The organism is Streptomyces sp. NPDC006309 (assembly GCF_040613095.1).
Taxonomy (GTDB): Bacteria; Actinomycetota; Actinomycetes; order Streptomycetales; family Streptomycetaceae; genus Streptomyces.
This window is the reverse complement of sequence record NZ_JBEXRO010000032.1, coordinates 25505-38504: the sequence shown is the minus strand read 5'-3', so window position 1 is coordinate 38504 and position 13000 is coordinate 25505. Positions and strand designations below refer to the sequence as shown.

Below are 13000 nucleotides of genomic sequence, written 5' to 3'. Positions count from 1 at the left end.
AGACGCGGGTGAGGCGCCCGGGGCGGTACCGCGGCGACGCCGTCAGTGGTGCAGGATCTTGGACAGGAAGTCCTTGGCCCGGTCGCTGCGCGGGTTGCTGAAGAACTGGTCGGGCGCGGCCTCTTCGACGATCCGGCCGTCGGCCATGAAGACCACGCGGTTCGCGGCCGACCGTGCGAAGCCCATCTCGTGCGTGACGACGATCATCGTCATGCCCTCCCGGGCGAGCTGCTGCATCACCTCGAGGACCTCGTTGATCATCTCGGGGTCGAGGGCGGAGGTCGGCTCGTCGAAGAGCATGACCTTCGGGCCCATCGCCAGCGCCCGCGCGATCGCGACACGCTGCTGCTGGCCGCCGGAGAGCTGCGCGGGGTACTTGTCGGCCTGGCTGCCCACGCCGACCCGGTCCAGCAGGGCGCGCGCCTTCTCCTCGGCCTGCTTCTTGTCCGCCTTGCGGACCTTGAGCTGGCCCAGCATCACGTTCTCGAGCACGCTCTTGTGCGCGAAGAGGTTGAAGGACTGGAAGACCATGCCGACGTCCGCCCGCAGCCGGGCCAGCTCGCGGCCCTCGTCCGGCAGGGGCTTGCCGTCGATGGTGATCGTGCCCGAGTCGATCGTCTCCAGGCGGTTGATGGTGCGGCACAACGTCGACTTGCCGGACCCGGAGGGCCCGATGACCACGACGACCTCGCCGCGGGCGATCGTCAGGTCGATGTCCTGGAGCACGTGCAACGCGCCGAAGTGCTTGTTGACGCCGCTCAGGACGACCAGGTCGTCGGACGTGGCCACGTCTTCCTTGGCCACCGATACTTTGGTCATCGCTCTCAGGCTCCGTCCTCCTCGGGTTTCCGAGGACAGTAGTGAGCGGCTGTGACCTGCGTCATCACATCTGAGGGGAACTTGAGCATCACGATCCGATAGCAATCGGACACGTGTCGTAGTATGCGCCGCGCACATATCGGCCGGGTAACGGAAGCGGCGGGCAACCCGGACGCTCTTGACGCCGTCCTCTCCATGGGCGTCACTGCCTTGGTGCACGCGCGCGCGTGCGGCACAAGACCCCGCGACCACCGGGACCGTACGACCACTGAAAACGGAGGGGGCCGGAATGAGACTGCTCCTCGTCGAGGACGACAACCACGTCGCCGCGGCCCTGTCCGCCGTCCTCGCGCGGCACGGCTTCGACGTCACCCACGCGCGCAGCGGCGAGGAAGCGTTGCAGGCACTGGTCCCCGAGAGCGACGGCTTCGACGTCGTCCTGCTCGACCTCGGCCTGCCCGACCAGGACGGCTACGAGGTCTGCGGCAAGATCCGCAAGCGCACCGCCACCCCGGTGATCATGGTCACCGCGCGGTCCGACGTCCGCTCCCGCATCCACGGGCTCAACCTGGGCGCCGACGACTACGTGGTGAAGCCCTACGACACCGGGGAACTGCTCGCCCGGATCCACGCCGTCAGCCGGCGCAGCGTCCACGAGGACCCCGCCGCCGGCGGCGAGGACGCCCTCCTCCTCGGCTCCGTCCGGATCGAGCTGCCCACCCGTCAGGTCAGCGTGGACGGCTCGGTGGTCCAGCTGACCCGCAAGGAGTTCGACCTGCTCGCGCTGCTCGCCCAGCGGCCCGGGGTGGTCTTCCGGCGCGAACAGATCATCAGCGAGGTCTGGCGCACCAGCTGGGAGGGGACCGGCCGCACGCTGGAGGTGCACGTCGCCTCTCTGCGGGGCAAACTCCGCATGCCCGCGCTGATCGAGACCGTACGCGGCGTCGGCTACCGGCTCGTCGCCCCGGCCGCCTAGCGGGGACGGGTGCGCACACGCCTTCTGCCGCTGCTCATCGTCCTGCTGGCGGCGGTCCTGCTCGCGCTCGGCGTCCCGCTCGCCGGCAGTTGGGCCGCCGCCCAGCAGCAGCGGGTGGTCGTCGACCGGATCGACGACACGGCACGCTTCGCGGCGCTCGCCCAGTTCGTCACCGACGGACCCAGCGGTTCCCGCCGCACCACCACGGACGAGCGCCAGGAGAGTCTGCGCAGCGAACTGGAGAGCTACTACGGCGTCTACGGCATCCGCGCGGGCGTCTTCTACCGCAACGGCTCGGCGATGGCGAACGCGCCCGGCGACTGGTTCGTACCGCAGGCCGGGGAGGTCCGCAGGGCGTTCGACGAGGCGCTGCTCAGCCGGCGCAGCCACGACCCGCGGCAGGTGTGGCCCTGGCAGCGCAGCCGGCTCGTCGTCGCCTCACCGGTGATCCGGGACGGGGACGTCGTCGCGGTCGTGGTCACCGAGTCACCCACCGGGCAGATGCGCTCCCGCATCCTGCGCGGCTGGCTGCTCATCGGGGCCGGTGAGATCGCGGCCATGCTGCTCGCCGTCGGCGCGGCGCTGCGGCTGACCGGCTGGGTGCTCAGGCCGGTACGGGTCCTGGACGCCACCACCCACGACATCGCGACCGGCCGCCTGAAGTCCCGGGTCGCGGTCGCCGGGGGGCCGCCGGAACTCAGACGGCTGGCCCGTTCGTTCAACGAGATGGCGGACAACGTCGAGGCCGTGCTGGAGCAGCAGCGCGCCTTCGTCGCCGACGCCTCGCACCAACTGCGCAATCCGCTCTCGGCGCTGCTGCTGCGCATCGAACTGCTCGCCCTCGAACTCCCCGAGGACAACGAGGAGATCGCCTCCGTCCGCACCGAGGGCAAACGCCTCGCGCAGGTCCTGGACGACCTGCTCGGCCTGGCGCTGGCCGAACACGCCGAGGCGGATCTCCGGCTGACCGACATCGGCGCGCTGGCCGGGGAACGGGTGGCCGCCTGGTCGCCGACCGCCCGCGCCCAGGGCGTACGGCTGACCGGGGACTGTCCGCCCACCACGGCCTGGGCCGACCCGATCGCCCTGTCCAGCGCCCTCGACGCGGTGATCGACAACGCCGTGAAGTTCACCCCCGAGGACGGCACGGTGGAGGTGGCCGTCCGGGCCGACGGCGACACCTCCACGGTCGTCGTCACCGACACCGGCCCCGGCCTCACCGACGAGGAACTCGCGCGCGTGGGCGACCGTTTCTGGCGCAGCGGCCGGCACCAGAACGTACGGGGGTCGGGCCTGGGCCTGTCCATCACCCGCGCCCTGCTCGCGGCGGGCGGCGGCTCGATCGACTACGCCCACCACGAACCGCGCGGACTGCGCGTGACGGTCACGGTCCCGCGGCACGCGGAACACCGTTAGGCAGCCGCCCAGCCGCCCAGCCGCCCAGCCGCCCAGCCGCCCACGGGCCGCGGGCCGCGGTCTAGGGTTTCACCGACCGGTAGTAGCGCCGGGCGCCCTCCTGGAGCGGGAGCGGGGCGGTGTAGATGGCGGTGCGCAGGTCCACCAGCTGGGCGGAGTGGACGTGGGCGCCGATGCCGTCCCGGCTCCTGATCACCGTACGGGTCAGCCACTCGGTGAGCCGGGGGTCCAGGTCCGTCCGGGTGATCAGTACGTTGGACACCGCGATCGTCGGCACCTGCGCGCCCTGCTGCGCGACCGGGTAGGCCGACTCGGGGATGTTGGTGGCCCGGTAGTAGCGCGCCGCCTCGCCCTCGCTGTGCAGCCGGGCGATGAGGTCGTCGTCGATGGGCACGAACCGGAAGGCCGCCTTCTTCGCCAGCGCGGCCAGCCCCTTCGTGGGCAGTCCGCCCGACCAGAAGAACGCGTCGATCTTTCCCCGCTGGAGCTGGTCGGGTCCGGTGTCGATGCCGTCCGACACGGGGGTGATGTCCTTGACCGGGTCGATCCCGGCGGCGCGCAGCACCCGGCCGGCGATCAGCCGCACCCCCGAGTCGGGCAGCCCGGTCGCCACCCGTCGGTGGCGCAGGTCCGCCACGCTTCTGATGCCGGAGCCGCGGGGCACGACGAGATGCACGTAGTCGTCGTAGAGCCGGGCCACCCCGCGCAGCCGCCCGGCGCCCTCGCCGTGCCGCAGCTCGTACGTCGCCACCGCGTCGGCCGCCGCGATGGTGAAGTCCGCCCGCCCGGTCGCCACCCGCTGGACGTTCTCCTGGGAACCGGCGCTGTTCAGCAGCTTCACCTTCAGGCCGGGCATGTCCCTGGCCAGCTCGGCGCGCAGCCGCTCGCCGTACTCCTGGTAGACCCCGCGGGGGGTACCGGTGCTGAACACGATCGTCCCGCTCGGCGGCTTCTCGCCCAGGGGCAGCAGCCACCACAGCAGCAGCCCGAGGGCCACGGCACCGGCGGCCACGCCCTGGAGCGCCCGGCGCCTGCTGATACGGGGGAACGTCTTGGACATGCTGGCGATCCTGCCAGCCGATGCGCGGCACTGACCAGGGCCGTGGCCGTTCCGGGGGCCGGCCGCGGCCGACGGCCCTGTCAGTGGCGGCCGTTAGAGTCGCCGTATGAGCACTTCGCCCGCCGGTCTCGTCCGTGAGTTCCACCGTGCCTTCGGCCTCGACGCCCGCAGCACGCCGACGGAGGTGGACCCCGCACTGGCGGCCCACCGCGGGGAACTGCTCGCCGAGGAGGCCGCGGAGGTCGCCGAGGTCGCGGTCGGGGGCCCGCTCGACCGGCTCGCGCACGAGCTGGCCGACGTGGTGTACGTGGCGTACGGCACGGCACTGGTGCACGGCATCGACCTCGACGAGGTGATCGAAGAGATCCACCGGGCCAACATGAGCAAGCTCGGCCCGGACGGCCAGGTGGCCCGCCGGGCCGACGGCAAGGTCCTCAAGGGCGAGCACTACCGGGCACCGGACGTGTCGGCCGTACTGCGCCGCCAGGGCTGGATACCGGGCGGAGCGGCCTGACTTCGGCGGCGAGTGTCCGTAGGCGGCGGCCGGTGAGTCCCGGGCAGGCCCCGAGGTGACCTGCCCCGCGAGGGGCCGGCGGGCCGGTGCCCGTCAGCCTCCCCAGGCCGGTGCCGGAGGTCCCGCAGCGCACGGCGGCAGGCAATCGACCGGGCGGCGCCCACCGGACCGGACCGGTCGCCCCGCCCGGTCGCCCCGCCCGGCCGCCCGGACCGGTCGACAGCGGGGCGAACACCGGGCGACGTCCGGGCCGGCCGTTCACCCGGACCGGGGAGCACTGCTTCCCGAGGTCGGTGGGGGAACGGCGGGGAGGGGGCCGGGTGGACGTCGCGGAAGTGACCGCGCCCGTGGTCGCGGTCGTCGGAGTCGTCGGGACGCTGCTGTCCGCGCTGCTGACCCAGCGGGCGGCCGACCGCGGCCGCCGGCGGGAACAGGCGCGGGTCGAGGAGGCGCTGGAGCGGCGCCGGCAGGCCCAGGAACTGCGGGCCTGCTACGTCGGCCTGAACACCGCCGCCCGGCAGTATCTCGCCGTGCTCACCGACCAGTTGCACGCGCTGGGCCGCACCGCTGAGCTGCGGACCGTACGGCAGCGGCTGACGGAGGCGCGCGACCAGTACCGGGACGTCCACGCGGAGGCCCAGATGCGGGTGCCGGAGCAGGTGCTCGACCTCGCGGGCGGCCTCAGCCACGACCTCGGCGCCGTCTACGGCATGGTCCGGCGCCTGGACGACGGCGTCCCGCGCGCCGGCGACTCGCCGGCCGCCGTGCAGGAGAGCATCGACGAACTGTGGGGCCGGCTGCGGCGGATGCGGCGTGAGATGCGCACCGAACTGGGCGTGTTCCGTGCGGATTCGGGCGTTGACGAGGACAGGAGCCGAATCCTCTCGCGGGGGGAGCCGTGCGTCGGCATCGTCGGCACAGGGCGCTGATCCCCGCGGCGGCGCCGGGCCCGGGACGGAGACGGCGCCGGCCACAGCGACCGTGAGGGTGGCGCGGCGACGACGGAGGGGAGGCCGGTGTGGACGAAGGGGGCGCTGGATCGGCGGAACGGCTGCTCGTCCTGATCGGCGAACACCGCGACACCATCCGCGAGGCACCGGACGACGAGCGGTACGTGCTGCTGGTGTCCAGGCTGACGGCACTCGCCGAGACGGCACCGGACGACGACAGGGCGGTCCGCAGGGCACTCCAGGGCGTCCGTGTGGCGCTGCTGCAATTGCCGCCGGGCCATCCGGTACGCGCGGAACTGGACTCCCTCCGCGCGGTCGCGGTGTCGCCCGGACCGGAGGCCGTGGCCGTGGCGCTGCCCTGTGCGGTCTCCCCGTGTCAGCGTCTCGCGTCGCTCCATGCCGCCCCGTGAGAGGTTGGTGGCATGACGAAGCACGTCGCGCTCCTGCGCGGGATCAACGTCGGCGGCCGTACACAGATCGCCATGGCGGACCTGCGCGGCCTGTTCACCGCCCTGGGATGCGAGGCCGTCCAGACGTATCTGCGCAGCGGCAACGTGGTGTTCGGCGCCCCGGCCGGGCAGACCGACGCCGAACTGGCCGCACGCATCGGGGAGCGGATCGCCGACGACCTCGGGGTGTCGGTCACGGTGCTGCTGCGCACCGCCGAGTCACTGGCCCGCACCGTGGCCCGCAACCCCTACCTCGGCCAGGAGGACGACCCGGCCAAGCTGCACGTCACCTTCCTCGCGCGGGAGCCGACCGCCGAACAGGCCGCCCGGCTGGAGGTGCCGGCCGGCGAGACCGCCGTGTTCACGCTGGCCGGCGACGAGATCCACCTGCACGTCCCCGACGGGTACGGCAGGACCAGGCTGGACAACGCCTTCATCGAGCGCCGCCTCGGCATCCCGGCCACCACCCGCAACTGGAGGACGGTCACCGCCCTGCACGACCTGGCGGCGCGGGACTGAGCCACGGCCGGGGACCGGGCCGCCGCCCGGCCGCACGGCGTGGTCCGGGCCGGCATGACCGGCCCGGACCACGCCGGGTGACCTCCTGACCGTCGGCGGGTGAGATCGTCGCCGGATGTCGTGCGTCAGGTGGTGCCCTGTGCCGTGACGCAGCCGATCGAACCGGCGGGGAAGTCGTTGCCGGTCGAGGTGGCGGTGAAACCGAAGGTGACGCTTCCGCCGGCGGGGACGACCCGGTTGTGGTCGGCGTTGCGGACCGTGACCGTGCCGTCGGCGCCGGTCGACTGAGTGCCGTTCCACAGATTGCTGATGCTGGTGCCCGCGCCGGGCTTCCAGGCCACGGCCCAGCCGTCGAGCGGGGCCGTGCCGTGGTTCATGACCTCCACGGAGGCCTGGAAGCCACCGCTCCAGGAGTTGGCCACGGAGTACGTGGCCATGCAGGAACCGGTGTGCGGATCCGTCGGGGTCGGGGTCGGGGTGGGGGTAGGAGTCGGGGTGGGTGTGGGGGTCCCGCCGGGGGTGCGGATGCCCGTGACCTCGCCGTGGCCGCCGTCGAAGACGACGTCGGAGCAGGAGAAGAAGTTCTCCTGGCTGTCCGAGCGGACCCACTGGATGAAGACCAGAGCGTTCCCGGTGCGGCCGGAGGGCAGCTTCAGGTCCCAGGAGTAGTGGCCGCCCTCGGTGCCGGGCGACCCCTGTTGCGGCGGGTTGGTGACCGTCTGGATCAGATCCAGGTCGGCCCAGCGCAGGGCGGAGGTGGGTGACCAGCCCTGCTTGGTGAGGTAGACGCGGAAGTCACCGGGGTGCGCCGCCCAGTTGCTGTACTGCGCCTGGATGGTCGCCCCGCTGGTCAGATGGGTCCGCGGCCAGTCCGAGCGGGCCGCGTTGTAGGCGGAGAAGTCGTACGGGGACCGGTCGCCCGCGCTGCACAGGGTGCCGTCCGGGACGTAACCGGAGCCGCGGCCACCCGCGTTGGAGTCGAGCACGGCGAACCAGTTGTACAGCGCCGTCGCCCCGCTCTTCGCCAGCGCGTCCCGGCAGGCCGGGTTGGTGGGATCCAGTCCGCCGGTGGTGGTGTGCGCGTCCAGGTAGCACAGGTAGGTGCGGGAGCCGGGCAGCATCGCCACCCCGTGCGCCTGTGCGCTGCCCTGCCCCAGGAGGGTCAGGGCGAGTGCCGCCAGCAGCGTCGACAAGGCCGCTGCCACCGACAGGAGTCTGCTGCGTCGGACCATGTGGTGCTCCTTCCGTTCGGATCGGGCGGGTGGTGCGCCCCGGACGGGTGCCGGTGCCGGGGTGAGCATGAGCCGCGGGAGCGTCCGTGCCGTGAGCCGGGGCGTGTTCAGCTGCCGGCGCAGTGCGGCACCGGTGTGCCCGCGGAGCCGTTCGCGGTGAAGCCGAAGGTCGTGGTGGCGCCGGGGATCAGGGAGCCGTTGAAGGCGGCGTTGCGGACTGTGGCGTGGCCCTGCGCCGTCGTGAGCGAGCCGTTCCACAGGCTGGTGACGGTGGAGCCGGCCAGGTCCCAGTCGACCGACCAGCCGGTCAGCGGTGCGGACCCCGTGTTCTCGACCGTGATCTCCGCCTGGTACCCGCCCTGCCACGCCGACGCGGTACGGAACCGCGCGGTGCACGCGCCCGGGGTCGGTGTGGGGGTCGGCGTCGGCGTCGGGTCCGTGCCGGCGTACGTCAGCCCGTACCCGTAGGGGAAGAGCGGGTCCTTGCCGTCGCCGTCGTTGACGGGTTCCTGCGCGGTGCTCTTCGGCCAGCTCATCGGCAGCTTCCCGGTGGGGGCGCGGGTGCCGAACAGGACGTCGGACACACCGGCGCCCTCCGTGCCGGGCAGCCACGCGGCCAGCAGGGCCTTCCAGCCGGGCAGTTCGCCGGCGATGTCCAGCGGACGGCCGGAGACCAGGACCACGACCACCGGCACCCCGCTGGCCTTGAGCCGGGCGAGGGTCTGGAGGTCCTCCTGGTCCAGGCCAAGACCGTTCGGCCGGTCGCCCCGGCCCTCGGCGTACGGGGTCTCGCCGACGACGGCGACGGCGGCGCTGTAACCGGAGTCGATGCCGTTGCCGTAGCGGTCGTAGGTGACCCGGGAGGGGTCGGTGACGGCGGCGCGGATGCCCTGGAGCACGGTGGTGCCGTCGGTCACGGGACCGCTGCGGCCCTGCCAGCCGACGGTCCAGCCGCCGCTCTGGTTGCCGATGTCGTCGGCGGACTTGCCGGCGACGAACAGCCTGGCCGACCTGGCCAGGGGCAGGATCCCGCCGTCGTTCTTCAGCAGCACCTGGGACTCGCGTACGGCCTGCCGGGCCAGCTCCCGGTGGGCGGCCGAACCGACCGTCGACGTGTACGACCGGTCGGTGAAGGGATGTTCGAACAGGCCCAGCTGGAACTTCTTGGTGAGGATGCGCCGGTTGGCGTCGTCGATCCGCGACTGCGTGATCCGGCCCGCGGTCACCTCGCCGCGCAGCAGGGTGAGGAACTTCTTGTAGTCGTGCGGCACCATCACCATGTCGACGCCCGCGTTGACGGCCGTCGTGATCTCGGTGCCGGTGAAGCCGCTCTGTCCGTCGAGCTGGTCGACCGCGGCCCAGTCGGACACGACGAACCCGGTGAAGCCGAGTTCGCCCTTCAGCACGTCGGTCACCAGATAGCGGTTGGCGTGGGACCGGACGCCGTTCCAGCTGCTGTACGACAGCATCACCGCGCCCACGCCCCGGCGCACCGCCTCCTTGAACGGCGGCAGGTGGACCGCGCGCAGCTCGGCCTCGGAGACCCTGGTGTCGCCCTGGTCGACCCCGCCGGCGGTGCCGCCGTCACCGACGTAGTGCTTGGCGGTGGCGAGCACCGACGCCGGCCCGGCGCCCAGGGTCTCGCCCTGGAGTCCGGTGATGAACGTGGTCATGGCCGTGGGCAGTTCGGGCGTCTCGCCGTACGACTCGTAGGTGCGGCCCCAGCGGTCGTCGCGTGCCACGCACAGGCAGGGGGCGAAGTCCCAGTCGATGCCGGTGCCCGACACCTCCTCGGCCACCGCCCGTCCGACGCGCTGCACGAGCGCGGGGTCCCGGGTGGCACCGAGGCCGATGTCGTGCGGGAACAGGGTGGCCCCGCGCACCGCGTTGTGGCCGTGCACGGCGTCGATCCCGTAGATCACCGGGATGCCCAGCGGCGTGGTCAGCGCGGTACGTTGCAGCGAGTCGTACGTGTCGGCCCAGGTCTGGGCGTTGTTGGGGCTGACGGTGGAGTCACCGCCGGACAGCACCGAACCGATGCGGTAGGCCGCCAGATCGGACGGCGGGACGAGGGAGTCCTTCTCGATCTGCGTCATCTGGCCGAGCTTGTCGTCGAGCGTCATCCGGGACAGCAGGTCGGTGACGCGGTCCGGCACCGGTAAGGACGCGTCCTGGTAGGCGAGGGCTGCCGTCGCGGAGGCGGCCACGGGCTCCGGTGCGGCGGCGGCCGGCACCGTGAGGGCCAGCGCCGCGACACACAGGGCCAGGGCCGTCGCCGGACGGCGGCGGACGGGCGGGAGGCTCATGCGGGTGGGCCTTTCCGGAAGGGCCGGTGCGGGGCCGTGCGAAGTGGAACCGGGACCCGGCCGATCGGCGTGTGGGAGACGGGCGGGTCCCGGGGCAGGTGGGCGTGGAACGACGCCCGCGCGGACGGCGGCGTCACGCGGCTCGCGCGGGCGGTCGTGTCACGCGGTGTGCGGGGGCTGTGTCAGGCGGTGGTGCAGGCGGCACCGTTCAGGCTGAAGCCGGCCGGTTTGGCGAAGGTGCCGCCGTAGGTGCCCTGGAAGCCGAAAGAGGCCTTGCCGCCGGCCGGGACCTGCGCGTTGTAGGCGAGGTTGCTCGCCGTGACCGCTCCCGAGGACGGCGTGACACCGGCGCCCCAGGCGCTGGTGATCCGCTGCCCGGCGGGCAGGGTGAAGCCCAGCTTCCAGCCGTTGACGGGGGTGGAGCCGGTGTTGGTGACGGTGACGTCGGAGGTGAAGCCGCCCTGCCAGACGTTCGTCGCGTACGCCACCGTGCAGGCCGCGGAGCCGCCGGGGCCGCCCGGGTCGCCGCCGCCGGTGTTGACCGTGGAGGAGAACGAGGTCACGGCGAGGCCGGTGCCGTTCTGCCAGGGCTCGAAGCCCGCCTGCACACTCGTCAGGTACCAGCTGTTCTGTGCCAGACCGCGGGCGACGGCCTCGTGGGCGAAGTCCAGGACGTCGAAGTTCCAGCTGGTGATCGCCGACGGGGCGACGAAGGACAGCACGTCGTTGGAGCCGTTGTTGCCGGACCAGACCTGCCACGAGCGCCCGGCGACGGTGGCGGTGCCGACCGGCGAGCCGACGGGCTGGATGGACCCCACCTTGTTGAACCAGATCATGATCTCGGTCTGGTTGACGCCGTCGGTGCGGGGCGTGGAGTCGAGCCAGATGTCGTACGCGGCGTCGTAGACCGCGTTGCTCACGTAGCTGTAGGAGATGCCGGTGGGCGCACTGGAGATGGAGCTGAGCCGCGCCGGGAGGCTGGTTCCGGGCGAGCAGTTGGTGTAGTGGCAGCCGTTGAAGACGGACGGGTACGACTTCGGGGCGCCGTTCGTCGGGACCGAGCCGTCGGCCTGGGTGATCCGGAACCCCGAGTCGGTGGCCGTGATGCACTGGGTCTCGCTGGTGCCCCAGCGGTTGTTCTGGACGACGTAGCGGCCCTGGATCGTGGTCGACCCGAACGCCTCGCAGATCGCGGTGTCGGCGTGTGCCGCCGGGGCGGTGGTGAGCAGTGCCGCGAGGGCGGCGAGGGCGGTGAGCAGCGCGCCCAACAGGCCGCGCGTGCCACGGGCAGGGTGCGTGGACGGTCGCATGCGGGTCCTCTCCGGGACGGTCGGTGCGATGCGGGAGCGCTCTCACACGCACGATGATGGGAGCGCTCCCATTCCTCCGTTCGGCAGGGACTGTAGGGAGAGTTCATGACCCTGACAAGACTGTGCGCGGGGGAAGTGTCGAAGGGGTTTCGAAAGCGCAGGTGGCGGCCGGTCCGTATCGGCATGCGGAATGCTGGGAGCGCTCCCGACGGACGGCCGGGCACCCCTACGGGTCAGGTGCCGGGGGCCTCGGGCCGACTCGCGCAGCACCAGTTCCGTACGGCCGGGGTACCCCTACGGGTCAGGTGCCGAGGGCCTCGGGCCGACTCGCGCAGCACCAGTTCCGTACGGCCGGGGTACCCCTACGGGTCAGGTGCCGAGGGCCTCAGGCCGACTCGCGCAGCACCAGTTCCGTACGCAGGACGACGTGCCGCCAGGCCACGGACGAGTCCTCCGTCTCCGCCATCTCCTCCAGCAGGAGCCGGACCATGGCCCGCCCGATCTCCGCCACCGGCTGCCGCACCGTGGTCAGCCGCGGCTCGGTCCGCTCCGCCAGCGGGAAGTCGTCGAAGCCGATGACGGCGACGTCCTGCGGCACCCGCCGCCCCGCCGCGCGCAGCGCCTGGAGGGCACCGGCGGCCGTCGTGTCCGACGCGGCGAGGACACCGTCGATCTCCGGGTGCCGCTCGATCAGCCGGGCCATGGCGCGACGGCCGCTCTCCTCGGTGAAGTCGCCCTCGGCGATCAGGGACCGTTCGGTGGCCAGGCCGGCCTGCGCCAGGGCCTCGCGGTAGCCGCGCAGCCGGCACTGGGCGACGTACATGTCGGGCGGCCCCGTGATCGTGGCGATCGTCCGCCGGCCCGAACCCAGTAGGTGGGAGACCGCGCTGCGGGCCCCGCCGACGTTGTCCGCGTCGACGTGGCTGACGTGCTCGTCGCCCGAGCGGCGGCCCAGCAGGACCGTCGGCAGCCGCGCCTCGGCGAGCATGTCGGGCAGCGGATCGCCGGCGTGCACGGACATCAGCAGCACTCCGTCGACCCGGCCGCCACGGGCGTACTCCAGGAAGCGCCGTCGTTCGGCGTCCGAGCGCACCAGGGTCAGCAGCAGCTGCATCCCGGTGTCGGCCAGGGCGTCACCGAGCGAGCGGACGATCTCGGAGAAGAACGGCTCGGCGAACAGCCGCCAGTCCGGTTCCGTCATGACGAGGGCGACGGCGTCCGCCCCGCGCCCGGCCAGGGACCGGGCCGCGAGATTGGGCACGTAGCCCAGTTCCGCGATGGCGCGCTGCACGGCCATGCGCGTCGAGTCCTTCACCCCCGCCGCGTTGTTGACGACGCGGGAGACCGTGCCACGGCCCACTCCGGCACGGGCGGCCACCTCCTCCAGCGTCGGCGTGCCCGGGCGCCGCCTGCCCATGACCACCTCCCCCCGAGATCACCGATCTTACG

At 72.6% G+C, this 13000-nt stretch carries 12 protein-coding genes; 6 read left to right on the top strand and 6 right to left on the bottom strand.

The annotated features are described in order from the left end of the window. Nucleotides 1-42: 42 nt before the first annotated feature. A complete protein-coding gene (locus ABZ117_RS30440) occupies nt 43-819 on the bottom strand; it encodes an amino acid ABC transporter ATP-binding protein (protein ID WP_356825329.1) in 777 nt (258 codons plus the stop codon). A gap of 289 nt (nt 820-1108) precedes the next feature. Between ABZ117_RS30440 and ABZ117_RS30435 the strand changes: the two genes are divergently transcribed. Continuing rightward, entirely contained in the window at nt 1109-1795 is a 687-nt protein-coding gene (locus ABZ117_RS30435) for a response regulator transcription factor (RefSeq protein WP_356825327.1), read from the top strand. 9 nt (nt 1796-1804) lie between these two features. Then, nucleotides 1805-3211: a HAMP domain-containing sensor histidine kinase gene (locus tag ABZ117_RS30430; RefSeq protein ID WP_356825325.1), complete on the top strand. Its 1407-nt coding sequence runs from the start codon at nt 1805-1807 to the stop codon at nt 3209-3211. A gap of 61 nt (nt 3212-3272) precedes the next feature. Here ABZ117_RS30430 and ABZ117_RS30425 read toward each other — a convergent pair whose 3' ends face one another. Beyond that, nucleotides 3273-4271, bottom strand: coding sequence for a TAXI family TRAP transporter solute-binding subunit (locus ABZ117_RS30425; RefSeq protein ID WP_356825323.1), 999 nt, complete (start codon nt 4269-4271; stop codon nt 3273-3275). A 106-nt stretch (nt 4272-4377) separates the two neighbouring features. Here ABZ117_RS30425 and ABZ117_RS30420 point away from each other — a divergent pair, with 106 nt between their 5' ends. The 4 genes from ABZ117_RS30420 to ABZ117_RS30405 all read left to right on the top strand — a co-directional run bounded on the left by ABZ117_RS30420 (nt 4378) and on the right by ABZ117_RS30405 (nt 6703). Continuing rightward, nucleotides 4378-4785, top strand: a complete 408-nt coding sequence (locus ABZ117_RS30420; RefSeq protein ID WP_356825321.1) for a MazG nucleotide pyrophosphohydrolase domain-containing protein — start codon at nt 4378-4380, stop codon at nt 4783-4785. A 320-nt stretch (nt 4786-5105) separates the two neighbouring features. After that, complete coding sequence (locus ABZ117_RS30415) at nt 5106-5714, top strand: hypothetical protein (protein WP_356825319.1); 609 nt, start codon at nt 5106-5108, stop codon at nt 5712-5714. A gap of 89 nt (nt 5715-5803) precedes the next feature. Then, on the top strand, nt 5804-6145 hold the full coding sequence (locus tag ABZ117_RS30410) for a hypothetical protein (protein WP_356825317.1): 342 nt from the start codon (nt 5804-5806) through the stop codon (nt 6143-6145). Nucleotides 6146-6157: 12 nt separating this feature from the next. Further along, nucleotides 6158-6703, top strand: coding sequence for a DUF1697 domain-containing protein (locus tag ABZ117_RS30405; RefSeq protein WP_356825315.1), 546 nt, complete (start codon nt 6158-6160; stop codon nt 6701-6703). Nucleotides 6704-6828: 125 nt separating this feature from the next. Here the strand turns inward: ABZ117_RS30405 and ABZ117_RS30400 are convergent, their stop codons facing one another. From ABZ117_RS30400 to ABZ117_RS30385, 4 genes are all read right to left on the bottom strand, one after another. Next, nucleotides 6829-7935 (bottom strand): lytic polysaccharide monooxygenase, encoded by a 1107-nt coding sequence (locus ABZ117_RS30400; protein WP_356825313.1) that lies wholly within the window; start codon nt 7933-7935, stop codon nt 6829-6831. 107 nt (nt 7936-8042) lie between these two features. Continuing rightward, nucleotides 8043-10241 (bottom strand): glycoside hydrolase family 3 N-terminal domain-containing protein, encoded by a 2199-nt coding sequence (locus ABZ117_RS30395; RefSeq protein WP_356825311.1) that lies wholly within the window; start codon nt 10239-10241, stop codon nt 8043-8045. 182 nt (nt 10242-10423) lie between these two features. Then, nucleotides 10424-11551, bottom strand: coding sequence for a cellulose binding domain-containing protein (locus ABZ117_RS30390; RefSeq protein ID WP_356825309.1), 1128 nt, complete (start codon nt 11549-11551; stop codon nt 10424-10426). Nucleotides 11552-11936: 385 nt separating this feature from the next. Continuing rightward, complete coding sequence (locus tag ABZ117_RS30385; protein ID WP_356825307.1) at nt 11937-12968, bottom strand: LacI family DNA-binding transcriptional regulator; 1032 nt, start codon at nt 12966-12968, stop codon at nt 11937-11939. Nucleotides 12969-13000 lie beyond the last annotated feature (32 nt).

Excerpts from the sequence above, each read along its gene's own strand:
- ABZ117_RS30425 (WP_356825323.1), bottom strand. The coding sequence starts at position 4,271 with ATGTCCAAGACGTTCCCCCGTATCAGCAGGCGCCGGGCGCTCCAGGGC.
- ABZ117_RS30420 (WP_356825321.1), top strand. The coding sequence starts at position 4,378 with ATGAGCACTTCGCCCGCCGGTCTCGTCCGTGAGTTCCACCGTGCCTTC.
- ABZ117_RS30440 (WP_356825329.1), bottom strand. The coding sequence starts at position 819 with ATGACCAAAGTATCGGTGGCCAAGGAAGACGTGGCCACGTCCGACGAC.
- ABZ117_RS30405 (WP_356825315.1), top strand. The coding sequence starts at position 6,158 with ATGACGAAGCACGTCGCGCTCCTGCGCGGGATCAACGTCGGCGGCCGT.
- ABZ117_RS30385 (WP_356825307.1), bottom strand. The coding sequence starts at position 12,968 with ATGGGCAGGCGGCGCCCGGGCACGCCGACGCTGGAGGAGGTGGCCGCC.
- ABZ117_RS30395 (WP_356825311.1), bottom strand. The coding sequence starts at position 10,241 with ATGAGCCTCCCGCCCGTCCGCCGCCGTCCGGCGACGGCCCTGGCCCTG.
- ABZ117_RS30435 (WP_356825327.1), top strand. The coding sequence starts at position 1,109 with ATGAGACTGCTCCTCGTCGAGGACGACAACCACGTCGCCGCGGCCCTG.
- ABZ117_RS30400 (WP_356825313.1), bottom strand. The coding sequence starts at position 7,935 with ATGGTCCGACGCAGCAGACTCCTGTCGGTGGCAGCGGCCTTGTCGACG.
- ABZ117_RS30390 (WP_356825309.1), bottom strand. The coding sequence starts at position 11,551 with ATGCGACCGTCCACGCACCCTGCCCGTGGCACGCGCGGCCTGTTGGGC.